Origin of the sequence: Azospirillum formosense (genome assembly GCF_013340925.1) — a bacterium.
Taxonomy (GTDB): domain Bacteria; phylum Pseudomonadota; class Alphaproteobacteria; order Azospirillales; family Azospirillaceae; genus Azospirillum; species Azospirillum formosense.
On sequence record NZ_WHOR01000113.1, the window covers coordinates 1 to 17,478 of the forward strand.

General features: G+C 66.0%; 17 protein-coding genes. 5 read left to right on the top strand and 12 right to left on the bottom strand.

From position 1 onward, the window contains the following. Positions 1 to 8: 8 nt before the first annotated feature. The 11 genes from GBZ26_RS15815 to GBZ26_RS15865 all read right to left on the bottom strand — a co-directional run bounded on the left by GBZ26_RS15815 (position 9) and on the right by GBZ26_RS15865 (position 12,029). Positions 9 to 215, bottom strand: a complete 207-nt coding sequence (locus GBZ26_RS15815) for a CCE_0567 family metalloprotein (RefSeq protein ID WP_174439660.1) — start codon at positions 213 to 215, stop codon at positions 9 to 11. 10 nt (positions 216 to 225) lie between these two features. Beyond that, the gene (locus GBZ26_RS15820) at positions 226 to 690 is read right to left on the bottom strand and encodes a NifX-associated nitrogen fixation protein (RefSeq protein ID WP_174439661.1); all 465 of its coding nucleotides are present in this window, start codon (positions 688 to 690) and stop codon (positions 226 to 228) included. Positions 691 to 694: 4 nt separating this feature from the next. Further along, on the bottom strand, positions 695 to 1,096 hold the full coding sequence (gene nifX, locus GBZ26_RS15825; protein WP_174439662.1) for a nitrogen fixation protein NifX: 402 nt from the start codon (positions 1,094 to 1,096) through the stop codon (positions 695 to 697). A gap of 47 nt (positions 1,097 to 1,143) precedes the next feature. After that, entirely contained in the window at positions 1,144 to 2,550 is a 1,407-nt protein-coding gene (gene nifN / locus GBZ26_RS15830; RefSeq protein WP_174439663.1) for a nitrogenase iron-molybdenum cofactor biosynthesis protein NifN, read from the bottom strand. 5 nt (positions 2,551 to 2,555) lie between these two features. Then, on the bottom strand, positions 2,556 to 3,959 hold the full coding sequence (gene nifE, locus GBZ26_RS15835) for a nitrogenase iron-molybdenum cofactor biosynthesis protein NifE (RefSeq protein WP_174439664.1): 1,404 nt from the start codon (positions 3,957 to 3,959) through the stop codon (positions 2,556 to 2,558). Positions 3,960 to 4,148: 189 nt separating this feature from the next. After that, positions 4,149 to 5,636, bottom strand: coding sequence for a methyl-accepting chemotaxis protein (locus GBZ26_RS15840; protein ID WP_174439665.1), 1,488 nt, complete (start codon positions 5,634 to 5,636; stop codon positions 4,149 to 4,151). Between the two features lie 350 nt (positions 5,637 to 5,986). Beyond that, the gene (locus GBZ26_RS15845; RefSeq protein ID WP_211104779.1) at positions 5,987 to 6,247 is read right to left on the bottom strand and encodes an RrF2 family transcriptional regulator; all 261 of its coding nucleotides are present in this window, start codon (positions 6,245 to 6,247) and stop codon (positions 5,987 to 5,989) included. Positions 6,248 to 6,461: 214 nt separating this feature from the next. Beyond that, entirely contained in the window at positions 6,462 to 8,021 is a 1,560-nt protein-coding gene (gene nifK / locus GBZ26_RS15850) for a nitrogenase molybdenum-iron protein subunit beta (protein WP_174439666.1), read from the bottom strand. A 30-nt stretch (positions 8,022 to 8,051) separates the two neighbouring features. After that, positions 8,052 to 9,491: a nitrogenase molybdenum-iron protein alpha chain gene (gene nifD, locus GBZ26_RS15855; protein WP_014239785.1), complete on the bottom strand. Its 1,440-nt coding sequence runs from the start codon at positions 9,489 to 9,491 to the stop codon at positions 8,052 to 8,054. Positions 9,492 to 9,632: 141 nt separating this feature from the next. After that, on the bottom strand, positions 9,633 to 10,514 hold the full coding sequence (gene nifH, locus GBZ26_RS15860) for a nitrogenase iron protein (protein ID WP_014239786.1): 882 nt from the start codon (positions 10,512 to 10,514) through the stop codon (positions 9,633 to 9,635). 270 nt (positions 10,515 to 10,784) lie between these two features. Then, positions 10,785 to 12,029 carry a hypothetical protein gene (locus GBZ26_RS15865; protein WP_247884823.1) on the bottom strand — a complete coding sequence of 415 codons (1,245 nt, stop codon included), beginning with the start codon at positions 12,027 to 12,029 and terminating at the stop codon, positions 10,785 to 10,787. A gap of 337 nt (positions 12,030 to 12,366) precedes the next feature. Between GBZ26_RS15865 and GBZ26_RS15870 the strand changes: the two genes are divergently transcribed. The 5 genes from GBZ26_RS15870 to GBZ26_RS15890 all read left to right on the top strand — a co-directional run bounded on the left by GBZ26_RS15870 (position 12,367) and on the right by GBZ26_RS15890 (position 16,231). After that, positions 12,367 to 13,254 (top strand): NAD(+)--dinitrogen-reductase ADP-D-ribosyltransferase, encoded by an 888-nt coding sequence (locus tag GBZ26_RS15870; RefSeq protein ID WP_174439668.1) that lies wholly within the window; start codon positions 12,367 to 12,369, stop codon positions 13,252 to 13,254. A 27-nt stretch (positions 13,255 to 13,281) separates the two neighbouring features. Continuing rightward, positions 13,282 to 14,175: an ADP-ribosyl-[dinitrogen reductase] hydrolase gene (gene draG, locus GBZ26_RS15875; RefSeq protein WP_174439669.1), complete on the top strand. Its 894-nt coding sequence runs from the start codon at positions 13,282 to 13,284 to the stop codon at positions 14,173 to 14,175. 8 nt (positions 14,176 to 14,183) lie between these two features. Continuing rightward, positions 14,184 to 14,612, top strand: coding sequence for an ArsC/Spx/MgsR family protein (locus tag GBZ26_RS15880; protein ID WP_174439670.1), 429 nt, complete (start codon positions 14,184 to 14,186; stop codon positions 14,610 to 14,612). A 75-nt stretch (positions 14,613 to 14,687) separates the two neighbouring features. Further along, the gene (locus tag GBZ26_RS15885) at positions 14,688 to 15,455 is read left to right on the top strand and encodes a class II glutamine amidotransferase (protein WP_119507481.1); all 768 of its coding nucleotides are present in this window, start codon (positions 14,688 to 14,690) and stop codon (positions 15,453 to 15,455) included. Positions 15,456 to 15,604: 149 nt separating this feature from the next. Then, the gene (locus tag GBZ26_RS15890; RefSeq protein ID WP_174439671.1) at positions 15,605 to 16,231 is read left to right on the top strand and encodes an FMN-dependent NADH-azoreductase; all 627 of its coding nucleotides are present in this window, start codon (positions 15,605 to 15,607) and stop codon (positions 16,229 to 16,231) included. A 147-nt stretch (positions 16,232 to 16,378) separates the two neighbouring features. Here GBZ26_RS15890 and GBZ26_RS15895 read toward each other — a convergent pair whose 3' ends face one another. Continuing rightward, the gene (locus tag GBZ26_RS15895; protein ID WP_174439672.1) at positions 16,379 to 17,266 is read right to left on the bottom strand and encodes an SIR2 family protein; all 888 of its coding nucleotides are present in this window, start codon (positions 17,264 to 17,266) and stop codon (positions 16,379 to 16,381) included. Positions 17,267 to 17,478 lie beyond the last annotated feature (212 nt).

Here is a 17,478-nt window from a genome sequence, read left to right on the forward strand (position 1 = left end):
GAGGATGCTCAGGCGGATGCCGTCTCCAGCGCCTTCAGCTCGGCGCGCTTCTCGGTCAGGGTCCTGTAGGCGTCGTAGGTTTCCTGGGCGACCTGGAGGATCGACTGCCAGTTCTGCGGCAGCTCCTCCGACAGGTCGTGCAGATCCATCTTCTTCTGGGTCGCGCGGGCGTTGAGCTTCTTGACCTCGTCCTTCAGGGCGTCGATGTCGGACATGGCGGAATCCTCACAGATCGGCGACGTCGGGGTATTTGCGGATCAGCGCCACGGCCTCCTCGACGATCTTGGCGCCGTCGGCGGCCAGCTTCTCCAGCGATGGGAAGCCGAAGCGGTGGACGTCGCGCAGATGCTTCGACACCACGACCAGCCGGCCCGTGGTCAGCACCATGCGGCCGAAGCCCTCGTGGCTCATCTTCATGATGGGGGAGGCGATGTGGCCGGTCTGCTTCTCGACCGTGATGCCGACGGCCTTGTAGAACAGCTCCAGCCGCCACAGCGTGTCGGGGTCCGGGTCGCCCATGATCGGGATGGCGGCGCGGGCCTCCTTGTCGAGGATGAAGGGGGCGAGGATCGTCTCGTCGCTCTTGCCTTCCCAGGCGCCGTAGCTGTCTTCGGCGCGGAACAGCATGACCAGGGTCTTCAGAAAGGCCTCGGCGAGATCGCTCCCGGCGGCCATGGCGGTGTCGGTCATGCTCTCAATCCTCCTCGTCGAAGGCCAGCTCCTGCGGCTGGCCGGCGTTCAGGGCCTTGCGCAGCCAGGGCGGCGGGTTGCCGTTGATGGTTTCGACCAGACGGTCGAGCAGGGCGGTGATGGTGTCCGTGGCCTCCACCTTCACGGGGTGGATCTTCTTCGCCACCACGCGGGCGGCGGCGGAGGCGCCGATGGCCGACAGGTAGACGATGGCGCAGTCGGCCAGCGCGTCGAGCTTCGGGATCAGCTTGTCCTCGTTGCCGTCCTCGAACATCGAGCCGCCGAACTGGCAGGTCTCGACCATCCTGTAGCCGGCCTTGTCCACCTCGTAGACCACGATGTTCTTAGCCCACCCGAAATGCGCGTCGACGTGCTGCATGTCCTGGGTGCAGAAAGCGACCTTCATGGAACCTCCTTTGCGGGGCCGGCCCTCCTCGGCCTGGCCCACCACACTCAGCCGGCGCTGCATCCGCATGATCCGCTCCCGCAGTGCTGGCCGTGTTCATGCCCGTCCCCATGCGGATGGCCGTGGGCATGGCCGTGGCCGTGCCCGTCGTGGTCCATCTCGCGGGACAGGAACAGGTTGCCGATTTCGAACAGAAGCTCGCGGGTGCCGCGGTAGCCGACATGGACCTTCAGCCCGGCGCCCAGACGGTCGAACATGGGGAGCCCCATGCGGTGCAGCGGCACGCCGATGCGCGCCGCCCCCTGCCGCCCATGCGAGTTCGACACGATCAGGTCGGCGTCGCGGGCCAGAGTCTCCACGTCGGAATGGTCGCCGACCATGACGGTCGCGGCCTTCAGCTTCTCCAGGACGGCGGTCTGGGTGGGGGAGACGGCGGCGATCACCTCCGCCCCCATCTCCGCCAGGAAGCTGGTGACGGCGTAGAGCAGGTCCGGCTCCAGCGCCACGGCGATCCGCTTGCGGCTGTAGAAGAAATGCCCGTCCAGCATGCCGTCGACCAGCGTCTCGCGCTGGCGCCGCAGCTTCTCGGGCACCGGGCGGCCCGACAACTCCGACAGGGTGCGGACGAGGCGGTCCGACGCCTCCAGCCCCGTCAGCCGGTCGAAGAAGACGCTGCGCACGTCGGTCTTCAGCTCCAGCGCCGCGGCGGCGACGCGCATGTGCTCGCCGACCACCAGCGTGGCCTCCGACGCGCCCATCGCCGCGATCCGCTCCACCGTCACGCCGCCCAGCGAGGTCGCCGTGAAGTCGTCCGGCTGGCGGCCCGACATGGACAGCGACAGGTCGGGCAGGAAGATCGGTGACAGGCCGAAGCTCTCGATGATGTCGCGCAGCTCCTCCACGTCGCCCGGCGACAGGTGGCAGCCGGCCAGCACGTTGATCTGGCCCTTGACGGTCGTTTCCGACGGCTGGACCACCTCCTCGACGATGCCGGTCACCGCGGCGGAGAAGCCGTCCTCGAAGCCGCCGGAGAAGTCCGGGGTGTTGGCGAAGACCAGCTTCAGGCCGGACAGGGCGGGGTTGCGCTGGCGGAACAGCGAATACTGGCCGGCCATGTCCTCGCCCTTGGTCTCGGTCACGCCGGTGGTGGCGACGCCGATCAGGGCGGGCGCGTTGCGCTCGTGGATGGTGCGGACGGCCTGCTCCAGATTCTCGTAGCCGCCGAGGATGGTCGAGACCTGATCCATCGCCGTGGTCTGGAGCGGGATGGCCTCGCGGAAATGGCGGACCAGCAGGACCAGCCCGAAGGCGGTGCAGCCCTGGCTGCCGTGGAACAGTGGCATGCAGCGGTCCACGCCGAGGAAGGCGAGCGCCGCGCCCAGCGGCTGGCTCATCTTCAGCGGGTTGGTGGCGGCCGCCTTGGCGGAGTGGGGGAAGCGCTGGATGGTGCCCATGGCGGTCAGACCTCCACCGGCTTGACGGCCGCCTTGGACTCCCAGGGGGCGGCCAGACGCACCTGTCGCCAGATCGGGTTGGACAGGGTCTTGTCGATTTCCTCACACAGGTTGACGATGCCGTCGTAGCCCGCGTAGGGGGTGTGGCGCTCCTGGTTGAGGTCGAGCCACGGCACCTTGGCCTTCAGCGCGATGAACTGCGACCGGCCGCCGGACATCATGATGTCGGCCTCGCTGTCGCGCAGCATCTTGTAGATGTCGCGGGGCTTCAGGTCGTCCCACTGGTGGAACTCCTCCCCCTTCATCTTCTTGATGCGCTCCTTGTCCTCCTTGGTGGACTTCTTGGTGGAGGTGCCGACGATGGTCAGCCCGGCGCCTTCCAGCGCGGTGACCATCGACCAGCTTTTCACGCCGCCGGTGAACAGCAGGACGCGCTTGCCGTCGAAGCGCGGCTTGTAAGGCTCCAGGCGCCGCCAGACGCGGCTTTCCTCGCGGGCGATGACGCCCTCGGTGCGGTCGATGATGGCCTTGTCGGCGCCGCGCTCCACCAGCATGCGGGCCATGGTGCGCAGCGTGTCCGACATGTCCGACACGCCGTAGAAGGAGCCTTCGAAATAGGGGATGCCCCAGCGCTCCTGCATCTTGCGCCCGACATTCACCAGCGCCTGCGAGCAGACCACCATGGTCAGCCGCGCCCGGTGGGCCTGCGCCACCTCGTTGTAGCGCCCGTCGCCGGAGATGCAGGACAGGATGCGGATGCCGATCTCGTCGAGCAGCGGCTTCACCAGCCACAGCTCGCCGGCCAGATTGTATTCGCCGACGATGCAGATGTCGGTCGGGGTCGTGACCTCCGGCTCCACCGTGCCGATGACGTGGTCGAGCAGAGTCTCGCCGGCCAGCTTGTTGCCCAGGTTCTTCGAGCCCACGAAGCCCGGCGCCATCACCGGGATCACCGGCTTGCCCAGCTTCTTCGCGGCGAACTTGCAGACCGCCTCGATGTCGTCGCCGATCATGGCGGGGACGCAGGTCTGGTAAACGAAGACGGCCGGCGGATCGTACTGCTGCACGATCTCCTTGATCGCCTTGTAGAGCTTCTTCTCGCCGCCGTGGATGATGTCGAGTTCCGACATGTCCGTGGTGAAGCCGGTGCGGTAGAGCTGCGAGCCCGACGATTTGGTGCCGCGGTTGTCCCAGGAGTTGCCGAGGCAGGCGATCGGCCCGTGCACGAGGTGGGCGGCGTCGGCGATCGGCTGGAGCGCGATCATCGCGCCGTCATAGGCGCAGCCGCCGGCGGCGGCTCCCGGCTTCAGCGCCTTGGAGCAACCCTTCTTCCGCTCCTTCTCCGACTTGGCTTGGTTGGTGGAGCAACCCGGCTCGTTGAAGACGTCCTGGAGCTTTTCCTGGAGCATGACCTTCTCCCGCCATTGGCCGACATCGGCGCCTGTGGATCAGTCATATGCAGGAGGTGTGCCAAAAAGAGACTTGTTTATATTCAATAAGTTAAGATGAGTGGCCTCGTGTGCGATACCCGACAATCGCGGACTTTGTCGGGTATCGCACAGCCCGGGGCGATGGCCGGCCGCGTAAGGCGCGCGCCCTCAACGGGCCAGCACCTTGGCGGCTTCCTTGGTTTCCGAGACCGCCGACGCGATCTGGGTGATCGCGGAGTTGATGGCGCCGATGTTGTGGTCGACGGCGCTGACCGAGGCCGAGGCGTTTTGCATGTTGGTGGACATGTCGCCGGTCACCGCGCTCTGCTCCTCCACCGCTCCGGCGGAGACGGTGACGAACTCCATCAGGTTGCTGGTGGCCTGACGGATGTTTCCCAACGACGCGACGACGTCGGACGAGACGGCCTGCATGCCTTCGATCTCCTTGGAGATCTGGGCGGTCGCGTTGGCCGACTGGTTGGCGAGATTCTTGACCTCGTTGGCGACCACCGCGAAGCCGCGCCCGGCCTCGCCGGCCCGTGCCGCCTCGATGGTGGCATTCAGCGCCAGCAGGTTGATCTGGCTGGCGATCGAGCTGATCAGATCGACGATGCCGCCCATCGCCTTGGCGACCTCCGTCAGCCGCGCCGCCGCCCGGTCGGCGTTCCCCGTCTCGTCCATCGCGGTGCTCGCCGCCTGGCGCGAGCGGATCATGCTGTCGGCGATTTCCCGGGCCGACGCGGCGAGTTCCTCCGCGCTGGCGGCGACGGTCTGGACCGTGCCTTGCGTCGCGCCGGACCGCTGGGCGGCGTCCTCGGCCTGCCGGCCGGCGGCGGAGAGCGCGGTGTCGATCTCGGTGAAATTGTTGTCGATCAGCGCCTTCAACTGGTCCAGCAGTTCGACCTGGCGGGTGATGTCGGTGGCGAACTTGACGATCTTGGACAGACGGTTGCTGCTGTCGAACACCGGGTTGTAGGACGCCTGAATCCACACCACGCGGCCGCCCTTGCCGATCCGCTTGTACTGGGCGGCCTGGAAGCGGCCCTGCCGCAGGCTCTCCCAGAAGGCCCGGTAGTCCGCGCCGCCGTGCTCCGCCGGATCGACGAAGGTGCTGTGATGACGCCCCTCGATCTCCCGCAGCGTGTAGCCGAGCAGGGACAGGAAGTTCTCGTTGGCGGTGATGACGGTGCCGTCGGGGGTGAATTCGATCACCGCCTGGGACTTGGAGATAGCCTCCGCCTTGCCGCGCAGATCGATGTGTTCGAGATGGCGCTCGGTGACGTCGGTGCAGACCTTCACCACCTTGTGGGTGACGCCCTGGCGGTTCTTGATCGGGTTGTAGGACGCCTCGATCCAGACCTCCCGTCCGTCCTTGCCGATGCGCTTGTACAGGGAGGATTGGAACTTACCCCGGCGCAGACGCTCCCAGAACTCCTTGTAATCCGGACTGTCATGGAGATTCGGGTCGACGAATATCCGGTGATGCTTCCCTTTGATCTCCTCAAGGCTGTAGCCCATACAGCGGAGAAATTGATCATTTGCTGACAATATGTTGCCAGATGTGTCAAAGGTAATCATGCCATTAGATTTGTCTAATGCTTCTGTTATTTCCATCGCTTCCGTGTCTGCCGACCTTAGAAAGGTTTTAAAGGGCATGTTGATTGTCCTTATGGCGCAAGAAGGGAATGATAATTTGAGGTTATCGTCAATTTGCATAAAAAACAATTAATTGGCGTTCTTGCCGCGCCGTGGGGTGCGGTATCGTTTCGGCGATGATTGTATTCGCAAAGATATGCCGTTATGCCGGCAGGTAATCAAATGCAATTTTTTGTTGATCTTGTGGTTATATTGTCGGTGGTGAGCAATTGTGGATGAGAAGTTTCAAGTTTTGGGTCCTTCAATCGCAGGGCATTTCCCGTGTTTGCGCAATAGCAAAAAAGGCGTTCGCCTCTCGCCTCATTTCCATGAAAAGCTGTGAAGAGGGTGCGCCTGCAAAGAGCGCTGATTCAGGCGGCCCGGACGTTCCACCGAAAGCAATGCCTGTGCGGAACCACGTCCCTGTGATGGCAAGGGTCGCCGCCGCGCACCCCTTCGCTGGCCGTGACGATCCCGGCTTTCTCCAGCATCGGGAAAATCTTGGCGAGGAAGGAGGGGGAGATGCCCTGCAATTCCGCCAGATGCCGGCTGCTCAGCGGCGCGTCGCCGGCGGCGGCCAGCCAGAGCAAACAGTGGATGCCGTGTTCGACGCTTGCGGTCAGGTGTGCCATGGCGTTGCCCGTCCAACGGGTTTCGGCAACACGAGCCGTATCAGTCCGCGTTCCAGAACGCGGGTTGGAAAACGAAGATAATTCTTGCCGGCGTTTTTGGGGCGACGGACGCGGGCCGGACATGGAAAAGCCGGAGCCCACCTTGCGGTGGGCTCCGGCTCTCCGGGGAAGCGGCCGGGCGGGGGGATGGAGGCCCCGCGCCGGCCGGGGGAGGTCAGCGCACCAGATCGAACGAGTAGTCGGTCTCGCCGACGATGTTCGTGTTGGCGTCCATATCCTCGAAGATCCGATCCAGGATGCGCACCAGCACGTTCAGAGCGCCCTGGTAGCCCCAGGTCGGGTAACGGTGATGGTGGTGGCGGTCGAAGATCGGGTAGGTCAGGCGGATGAGCGGGATCTTGGTGTCGCGCTCCAGATACTTGCCGTAGCTGTTGCCGATGATGTAGTCGACCTTGTCGGTGAACAGCAGCGAGCGCAGGTGCCAGAGGTCCTTGCCGCCGTAGGCCTTGCCGGACTTGCCGAACGGCGAGGCGTCGAGCGCCTTCTGGACCTGCTTCTCCCACTTCTTCGAGCCGGAGGTGGACAGGATGTGCACCGGCTCGGCGCCCAGCTCCATCAGGAACTTCGACATGCCCAGGCAGAAGTCCGGGTCGCCGTACACGGCGAAGCGCTTGCCGTGCAGGTGGGTGTGGCTGTCGGCGATGGCGTCGACCAGACGGCCGCGCTCCAGCTTCAGCTCCGCCGGGATCGCCTTGCCGGTCAGCTCGGCCAGCTTCATCAGAAGCTCGTCGGTGCCGGTGACGCCCATCGGGTAGTTGAACTTGGCGACCTGCTGGCCCTTCTCCTTGATGAACTGCAGGGACTGCGGGGTGCAGTATTCCTGCATGGAGATGGTGGCCTTGGCGTGGACGGCCTCCTTCGTGGCCTCCAGCGGGGTGCCGCCGTCATACATGCGGTACTCGCCGTCGGCCGGGGTGTCGAAGTTGTCCGACACGTCCGACAGGATGGTCATCTGGATGCCGAACAGGCCGGCGATGCGCTTCAGCTCACGGTTGTTGCCGACCGCGAAGCCGTCGAAGCCCGGGATCAGGTTGACCGTCTCGTTCTTCGGGGTGTCGAAGTTCTCCGACGTGCCCCAGAAGTGGGTCAGGACGCCCTTGATCATGTTGTCGTAGCCGACGATGTGGCTGCCGACGAAGGCCGGGGTGTGGGCGAAGGGAACCGGGAAATCCGCCGGGACGCTTTCCTTGTTCTTCGCGTTGTTGATGAAGCCGGAGAGGTCGTCGCCGATGACCTCGGCCATGCAGGTGGTCAGCACGGCGATCATCTTCGGCTTGTACAGCGCGTAGGCGTTGGCCAGGCCGTCGATCATGTTGTTCAGGCCGCCGAACACCGCCGCGTCTTCCGTCATCGACGAGGAGACCGCGGAGTTCGGCTCCTTGAAGTGGCGGGTGAGGTGCGTGCGGTAGTAGGCGACGCAGCCCTGCGAACCATGGACGAAGGGCAGGGTGCCTTCGAAGCCCTGGGCCGCGAACATCGCGCCGATCGGCTGGCAGGCCTTCGTCGGGTTGATGACGACCGCCTCACGGGCGAAGTTCTTTTCCTTGTACTCTTCCGTCTTGGTCCACGCGGAAACCCGGGCGACCTCCTCGTCGGAGTGGCCGTACTCGAACTCCGTCTTCTTGCGCTCGAACAGCTCCTTGTATTCGGGCTGACGGAAGAGCGTGAAGTGGTCGATGACCTTGTCGGCGCTCTGGGAAACGGGGTGGGACATGCTCATTACTCCTATCTTCCAGAGGCCGCTTTAGAACGGAGCCTTCATGATGCCCCAGACGGGGTTGTTGATGGCCAGATCCATGTCGCGGGCGAAGATCGCGAAGCCGTCGTAGCCGTGATACGGACCCGAGTAATCCCAGGAGTGCATCTGGCGGAAGGGCAGGCCCATCTTCTGGAAGACGTACTTTTCCTTGATGCCCGAGGCGACGAGGTCCGGACGCATCACCTCGACGAACTTTTCCAGTTCGAAGGCGGTGACGTCGTCGTAGATCAGCGTGCCTTCCTTCACGTAGTGCTGGGTGCGCTGATAGTCGTCGTTGTGGGCGAACTCGTAACCCGTGCCGACGATCTCCATGCCCAGGTCATGGTAGGCGTCGACCACGTGGCGCGGACGCAGGCCGCCGACGTAGATCATCACCTTCTTGCCTTCGAGCCGCGGCTTGAACTTGGCGATGACGGCGTCGACCATCGGCTGGTACTTGGCGATGACCTTCTCCGCGTTCTCCTTGATGGTGTCATCGAAGAGAGCGGCGATCTTGCGCAGGGACTCGGCGATCTGCGACGGGCCGAAGAAGTTGTACTCCATCCACGGAATACCGAACTTCTCTTCCATGTGGCGCGCGATGTAGTTCATCGAGCGGTAGCAGTGGATGAGGTTTACCTTCGCCTTCGGCGTGTTCTCCAGCTCGGCGAGCGTGCCGTCGCCCGACCACTGGGCGATCACGCGCAGGCCGATCTCCTCCAGCAGGATGCGGCTGGCCCAGGCGTCGCCACCGATGTTGTAGTCACCGATGATGGTGACGTCGTACGGGGTGGAGACGAAGCCTTCCTTCGGCTCGGTCTTCTCGAAGATCCAGTCGCGGATGACGTCGTTGGCGATGTGGTGGCCCAGCGACTGGGAGACGCCGCGGAAGCCTTCGCAACGGACCGGAACGACCGGCTTGCCCAGCTCCTCGGACTTGGCGCGGGCGACCGCCTCGATGTCGTCGCCGATCAGGCCGATCGGGCACTCGGACTGGATGGAGATGCCGTTGACGAGCGGGAACAGCTCGTTGATCTCCTCGATCACCTTGTGCAGCTTCTTGTCGCCGCCGAAGACGATGTCCTTCTCCTGGAAGTCGGAGGTGAAGTGCATCGTGCCCCAGCTGTCCACGCCGGTGTCGCCGACATAGTAGTTGCGGCGGCCGGACCAGGAGTAGTAGCCGCAGCCGACCGGGCCGTGGGAGATGTGGATCATGTCCTTGATCGGACCCCACACCACGCCCTTGGAACCGGCGTAGGCGCAACCACGGATGGTCATCACACCGGGGATCGACTTGATGTTCGACTTGACGCCGCAGTCCTTCGCCTCGGCCTCCAGCACGTTCAGGTGCTTGGCGCGGCGCTTGCGGGACTTCTCGGGATACGCTTCGAGAACCTTGTCGACGAGACCCTTGACGTCGACGCCTTCGTTCACGGACAGGCTCATGGTGCCAGTCTCCTGCATGCTCTCATTGTCCGCGCCACTTCAGCGCGGGACCGAGCCCCCTCTCTCCCACCCCGCGCACGAAGGCGGGGTGGGCTGGGGAGGGGGCCAGTTCAGACCTGTGCCCCGTCAGGGACCCAGGGATCAGGCCTTGGCGGCTTCCTTGGCCTGGAGCTCGGCGAGCTGCTGCTCCTCCGACTTCATGATGCCGAAGTCCATCAGCATCTCTTCCAGCTCTTCCATCGTGATCGGGGTCGGGATGGTGCCCTTGCCCTTGTTCGCGTGGACCTTGTTGGCGAGCTGGCGGTATTCCTGGGCCTGCTGGCTGTCCGGCGCGTACTCGATCACGGTCATGCGGCGCAGCTCGGCGTGCTGCACGATGTTGTCGCGCGGCACGAAGTGGATGAGCTGGGTGCCGAGGCGGGCGGCCAGGGCCGAGGCGAGGTCGATTTCCTTGTCGGTCTGGCGCTCGTTGCAGATCAGGCCGCCGAGGCGCACGCCGCCGCTGTGGGCGTACTTCAGGATGCCCTTGGCGATGTTGTTGGCGGCGTAGAGCGCCATCATCTCACCGGACATGACGATGTAGATTTCCTGGGCCTTGTTCTCGCGGATGGGCATGGCGAAGCCGCCGCACACCACGTCGCCCAGCACGTCGTAGGAGACGTAGTCGACGTCGTCGTAGGCGCCGTTCTCTTCCAGGAAGTTGATCGAGGTGATCACGCCGCGGCCGGCGCAGCCGACCCCCGGCTCCGGACCGCCGGACTCGACGCACTTGATGCCCTTGTAGCCGATCTTGAGAACGTCCTCGAGCTCCAGATCCTCGACCGAGCCGGCTTCGGCGGCGAGGTGCAGCACGGTGTCCTGCGCCTTGGCGTGCAGGATCAGGCGGGTCGAGTCGGCCTTCGGATCGCAGCCGACGATCAGGATCTTCTGATCCAGCTCGACCAGCGCGGCCAGGGTGTTCTGGGAGGTGGTGGACTTGCCGATACCGCCCTTACCGTAGAACGCAATCTGGCGCAAAGACATGGGAGGTTACTCCTTTGCTTGGGTCTACAGGGTGTCTTCAATTCCGGGGCGGCCTGCCTAGCGGCCGCTTCGACCCCTTCTCTGCATCCCCCGTGCCAGTTTGCGGAAAATTTTTAAGGCATTGAAAATGAACAAGAAAATAGATTGTGGACGAGCGCGGTCCGCTTTGTCGGGCCTGTGACATACCCGACAAAGCCCGACATTTTGTCGGGTCTCTCGCAATGAAAAGGATGAGATGGGTGGATGGCGCCCGAACGGCGCCTTCGCGGCTCAGGCGGCGGCGTGGTTCAGCGCGTCGCGGGCGACGACGAGGCGCAGCGCCAGCGCCTCCAGCTCGTCGCCGTCCTGGCCCATGTCATAGAGAAGCTGGGCCAGCGACTGGCCGCGGGCGAGCAGACGGCGCGCCTTGGCCGGGTCGGCGGGACGGGCCAGCAGGATGCCGACGAGACGCTCCCCGGCGATGCCGGCCAGCGCGCGGCTGCGTTCGGCCAGACGGCGTTCCAGCGTGTCGAGCACCGCCGGACGCCCGGCATGGTCGAGGTCGGTGCAGAACTGGTGCAGGGAACGGAGCTGGCGCAGCAGCGCCTCGAACAGCAGCTCGTCGAGGTCGCCGCCGTTGGCCGCCTTTCCGACAAGATCGAACAGCGTGTCGGAAAGCCGCCACGCCGCCGACAGGCAATCGTTCATCGCCTTGCGGTCGGCGGGCTCGACGAAGGCGTTGGCCTCCTCGCGGTGCTCCTCCTGGTCGTCGAGGTTCCGCATCGCGACGACGAGCAGCCCGTCCACCGAGGCCAGCGTGGCGAGGCTGGCGTGCAGCGCCTTGATGCCGCGGTCGGCGCCAAAGCCGTCCATGGCCTCCGCCGCCCGGCGCAGCGCGTGGCGGGTCAGGCGGCGCGACTGGTAGACGACGTCGCGCAGCGCGACGGTGGCGCCCAGCGTCTCCAGCATCAGCCGCCGCGCCTCGAAGCGCAGCAGAGCGTGGGCGAGGCTGTCCATGGCGCCGGCGGTGGCGCCGGCCGGGTCTTCTTCCGCGACCGCGACGGGCGCTTCGCCGCGGACCAGCCGGTCGGCGTCGGCGCGGGCGTCCGCCTCGATGGCCGAGACCACCGACAGCACCGCGCCGCGCCCGGCGCCGCGCAGCAGGGCGACCAGGGCGCGCAGGGCGGTGGCCACCTCCAGCGCGCCGGGGAGCCCGTCCTCGGCGGTGCCCTTGTTGTGGACGACGCGGTCGATCAGATGGTCGCGCAGGCGGGGCAGCAGGACGTCCAGGATAATCGGCGCGGTGGGACGCAGCAGCGCCTCCAGCAGGCGGCCCTGCGGCTGGCCGGGCATGGCGGCCAGCGGGTTGACTGGCTTGGGCACCAGACGCGGGCGGTGGGGCTCCAGCAGGGCCAGCACCTCGTCGCCGCGCAGCGGGGTGATGGTGCCGCGCAGCAGCCGGGCGAGCGTCACGGCGTCGCGGGCCTCCCTGGCGCCGCGCAGCGGAACCGGCGCCCGTCCCGAGCGCATCGGCATCTTTTCCGAGACGGCGGAAGGAAGAAGAACGCGCGGGGGCTGTACCGCCCGGTTGCGCGTCTCCTGTTCCTTACGCTTCATCGGCCACATGGCCTTGCCTCGTCTTGCGGTGCACTGAATCCCGATCGAAGAACTATGGTGTCGTCTCATCATCCGTTCAAACGGATATTTTTAAGATATTTGGAGTAATCCAAAAGTTGTTTCGGCTGTTTAATCGAATTGTTTTTGAATTCGAAATGTATTGCGGGTTGCGCGGCATCGCCCTGCGGTGACGCGAACCCTTGGCGGACGCGCCGGTTCGCGGTATCCATGAAAGAATTGTGGATTTGAGAGCGCGATGGCGGATGGTTCGGCGAGCGGTGGCTTGAGGGATGCGCGGGGGCGGCTGATCGATCCGGATTCGCCGCTCGCGCTGAAGGCGCATCGCACCAACCTGCTGAATGTGACGGCGGACGCGCTGTGCGCGGAGTCCTTCAACGACGAGCCCCGGCGTCTGCGCATCGGCGGCACGCGCAGCGAGCACGCCGTGCTGTTCGAAGCGCTCGACGAGAGCCCGAACAGCCTGATCGCCGCCGACATCTTCCAGCACTACATGGCCTTCACCTTCGGGCTGAATCCGGACTTCTCCGGCGCCGAGGGCACGGACGGACGGCGGCGCTACCGCGCCAGCTACCTACGCCTGCTGAAGGGGTGGCTGTTCGACAGCAACAACGCCGAAGGGGCTGTGCTGAAAGGCTGGGTGGAGAGCCGGTTCGGTCTGCTGCCCACCTATCACAAGGAACCGATCCTCCGCTTCGCCTCCGACGCGTGGCGGACCTACGGCGAGGAGAAGGTCGCCACCCGTTTCCACAACAACAACATCAACCTGCAGCTCGACTTGCTGTACGAGTATTGCCAGTGGTGGATGCGCCGCGGCTGGCCGGACGCGCCGATGCCATCCCGCGCCAGCCACATCCGGCTCTACCGTGGCGTCAACGATTTCGAGGAGCACCACATCGTCGCGCGCCCCGACAAGCGCACGGCGGTCCTGCGCCTCAACAACCTCAGCTCCTTTTCCATCGAGCGCGACATCGCCGGCCAGTTCGGGGACTACATCCTCGAAACCTGGGTGCCGCTCACCAAGGTGGTTTTCTTCCGCGACATCCTGCCCCGTTACCCTTTCAAGGGGGAGGGCGAGTATCTGGTCGTCGGCGGGGACTACAGGGTGGGGGTGTCGCTTCTCTGACAACCGATCACGGGACAGATCCGGCCCATGACTGACCATTCCATCCGCTCACGCGCGCTGGGCGCCTATCTCGGGCTGGCCTGCGGCGACGCGCTGGGCGCCACCGTCGAGTTTCTGACAAAGGGCGAGATCGCCCACCAATACGGTGTGCACAAGCACATCAAGGGGGGCGGCTGGCTGAAGCTGCCCGCCGGGCAGGTGACCGACGACACCGAGATGTCGATCCATCTCGGCCGCGCCATCCTGGCCGCCCCGGAGTGGGACGCCCGCCGCGCCGCGGAGGAGTTCGCCGTCTGGCTGAAGGGCGTTCCCGTCGATGTCGGGGACACGACACGGCGCGGCATCCGCCGCTTCATCATGCACGGCACCCTGTCGGAGCCGGAGAGCGAGTATCACGCCGGCAACGGGGCGGCGATGCGCAACCTGCCGGTCGCCCTGGCGACGCTGGGCGACGACGACGCCTTCGAGCGCTGGACGGTGGAGCAGGCGCACATCACCCACTGCAACGTGATGTCCGACGCGGCGACCCTGACGCTCGGCCACATGGTGCGCCGTCTGGTGCTGGGCGGCGACGTGCGCGACGTGCGCGACGAGTCGAACAAGCTCATCGCGAAGCACCGGCAATTCAAGTTCCAGCCCTACCGGGGTCTGGCCACCGCCTACATCGTCGATACGATGCAGACGGTCATGCACTATTATTTCCAGACCGATTCCGTGGAATCCTGCGTCGTCGAGACCGTCAACCAGGGCGGCGACGCCGACACCACCGGCGCCATCGCCGGCATGCTGGCCGGTGCCACCTACGGGGTGGAGACCATCCCGCCGCGCTGGCTGCGCAAGCTAGACCGCAAAGTCTATGACGAAATCTGCGCCCAGGTGGACGGGCTGCTCGCCCGTTCTCCGGCGCTCAAGCAGGGGTGACCGCGACCATGGCCGACGTGATCTTCTTCGAAAAGCCCGGCTGCGCCGGCAACAACCGCCAGAAGGCCCTGCTGGCGGAGGCCGGGCACACCGTCCACGCCCGCGACCTGCTGTCCGAGCCCTGGACGGCGGACAACCTGCGCCCCTTCTTCGGCGACCGCCCGGTGGCCGAATGGTTCAACCGCGCCGCCCCGGCGGTGAAGAGCGGGGAGGTCGATCCGGACGCGCTGGACGAGGCCGCCGCCCTGGCGCTGATGCTGAAGGCGCCGCTGCTGATCCGCCGTCCGCTGATGCAGGTGGGCGACCGCCGCGACTGCGGCTTCGAGGCGGAGCGGGTGGACGCCTGGATCGGGCTGTCCGCCGGGGCGCCGGAGGGCAAGCTGGAAGGCTGCGCCCGCGCCGGGATGCCGCCCTGCCCACCACCCGCAAAGGGGTGACGGGACAACCCGGACTGTCGTAGGTTTGCCCCCGTCCTGTTTGAAACCCGACATTTCAGCGATGGGGGCCGATCCATGTGCGAACTCCTGGGCATGAGCGCCAACGTGCCCACGGACATCTGCTTCAGCTTTCGCGGCCTGATGCGCCGCGGCGGGCAGACCGGTCCGCACCGCGACGGCTGGGGAATCGCCTTCTACGAGGGGAAGGGCTGCCGCGCCTTCCACGACCCGGCGCCGAGCTGCGAGTCGGAGATCGCGCGGCTGGTCAGCAGCTATTCCATCAAGTCCTGCGTGGTCATCTCCCACATCCGCCGCGCCAACCGCGGCCGGGTGTCGCTGGAGAACACCCACCCCTTCACGCGGGAGCTGTGGGGGCGCGTCTGGACCTTCGCCCACAACGGCCAACTCAAGGGCATCAAGGAACGGACGCTGACCTTCTACGAGCCGGTCGGGACGACGGACAGCGAGCACGCCTTCTGCTGGCTGCTCGACCAGATCCGCATGCAGTATCCGGAGCCGCCCAAGAGCAGCGGCGCCCTGATGCGGCTGATCCGCGACCTCGCCACCGACCTCGGCACGCTGGGCGTCTTCAACATGCTGCTCAGCGACGGGCGGTACCTGTGGTGCCACTGCGCGACCAACCTCGCCTGGCTGACGCGGAAGGCCCCCTTCGGCCCGGCGACCCTGATCGACGAGGACATGAGCGTCGATTTCGCCAAGGAGACGACGCCCGACGACGTGGTGACGGTCGTCGCCACCCGCCCCCTGACCCGCGACGAGAACTGGACCGTCATGAAGGGCGGCGAGATGGTCGTGTTCAAGGGCGGCAATCGGGTGCGTTGACCGGCGATTGTTCCAATCCATGCAACGAAGATTGGCGAAATCGGGGCTCAATCGATTGGCGTAAGCGGGCTTATGGTCACTTCCGAGACAAACCGAAGCGGTGACGGTGCCCGACCGGCGCCCCGCTTCCCGGACAGGAAGACGTAACCATGAAGATCCTTCGCATCGACTCCAGCCCGCTGGGCGACGCCTCCGTTTCGCGCCAGCTCACCGCCTCGATCGTCGCAGCGCTGCTCCAGGCGACGCCGGACGCCGAGGTCTCCCACCGCGACCTGACCGTCGCCCCGCCGGACCACCTGACCGGCGAGCTGATGCAGGTGGTGAAGTTCCGCAACCTGGAGGGCCTGACCGCCCGCCAGCAGGAGGAGCTGGCCCTGACCGACGCGCTGGTCGATGAGTTCCTGGCCGCCGACGTCGTGGTGATCGGCGCCCCGATGTACAACTTCACGGTCCCGACCCAGCTCAAGGCCTGGATCGACCGCATCGCCCAGGCGGGCCGCACCTTCCGCTACACCGAGACCGGCCCGGTCGGTCTGGCCGGCGGCAAGAAGGTCTACATCGCCTCGACCCGCGGCGGCGTCTACTCGACGAACGCGGCGATGAGCGCGCTGGACCACCAGGAGGCCTTCCTGCGCACGGTGCTGGGCTTCCTGGGCGTCACCGACGTGACGGTGATCCGCGCCGAGGGCGTCGGCATGGGTCCGGACGCCCGCGCCAAGGCGCTGGCCGCCGCCCAGCAGGAGATCGATGCCCTGGCGACCCCGGTCGCGGCGTAAGGGGGGACTGTCCCCAATGGTGTCCCCTCTCCCCTCCGGGGAGAGGGTTAGGGTGAGGGGGTTGCGCGTGGCGGACCGTCCGGCACAAGCGCAACCCCCTCACCCGGCCCTTTGGGCCACCCTCTCCCCGGAGGGGAGAGGTGTGTTTTACGTCCCCATCGCCTCGCTGATCCGCCGGACCGCCTCGTCCAGAGGCAGGTCGAGGCGGGTGATGTTCTGCAGCTCCAGGAAGCGCGCCTCGTTCTTCGACAACTCGCCCTCGATCACCGCCCAGTGCTTGTCCGACGACCGCTTGGCGATCTGGCGGGCGAAGGTGCGCTGGATTTCCTGATCGAAGCGGCAGCCGAGATAGAGGAAGCTCCGGCCCGCCCGTCGTTCCTGCACGACGGCAGGAATCGGCGTCTGGATGTCGATCTCCGTGAGGATCTCGACAAAGTCGCTGTCGGAAATCAGGTAGTTTCCCGCCGGGGTCGCGCTGCCCGACGGCTTGTAGAGCAGGGTCTCCCAGCTGGACGCCGCGGCGGCCTCGACCTCCGCTCCGCCGGGCGCGTAGTATTTCACCCATTCTCCGACGCCCTGCGGGTGGGACAGACCCTGGATCTGGCCCCAGCTCCGGTCCGGAGCGGCGGTCAGCAGGCTTTCCAGCGTGTTGTCGTACCAGACATCGACGATCATCGGCGGGGCGGGCAGGGTGGCCAGCCACGCGTGAACCGGTGTCGCCGGGACATCGCGCTTGAAGATCTCGTTCAGGAGGCTGTCCAGCGTCTTGCGGTGGCGTCGCGATTCGATGAATTGGGCGACGGCGGTCAACTGGCTGCGGATGCGGCCCGGTGCGGCGACCTTGGCGTTCAGCCGCTGCGCCAGTTCCAGCGAGGTGCGCGGGATCGGGCAGTCGGCCTCCGGCAGCAGCGCGAAGGCGCCCGGCCCGAGATAGGGCACCACGCCCCGCGCCTTCAGCGCCGCGGCGATCTCCGCAATGATGGTGTCGGTGCCCGTGCTGGTGTCCGTGCTGTCGATGACGGCGGTGTCGGTCATGCTAACCCCGTTCGGCTGGCGTTTTTCCCCCCCCCGGCCCCCCCCCCCTCCGCCGGGGGGGGGGAAAGGGGCGGGGAAGGGCCGCGGGTTTCCAAAAAAACACCGCCACCCCCCCCCCGGTTGCGGTGGCGGCCTTCCGCCGGTGCCAGCCTAACATCCACCCCGTGGGGGGGGGCCTTGTGGGGAGCGGGCGGGGGCGCAAGCGGGCGGCG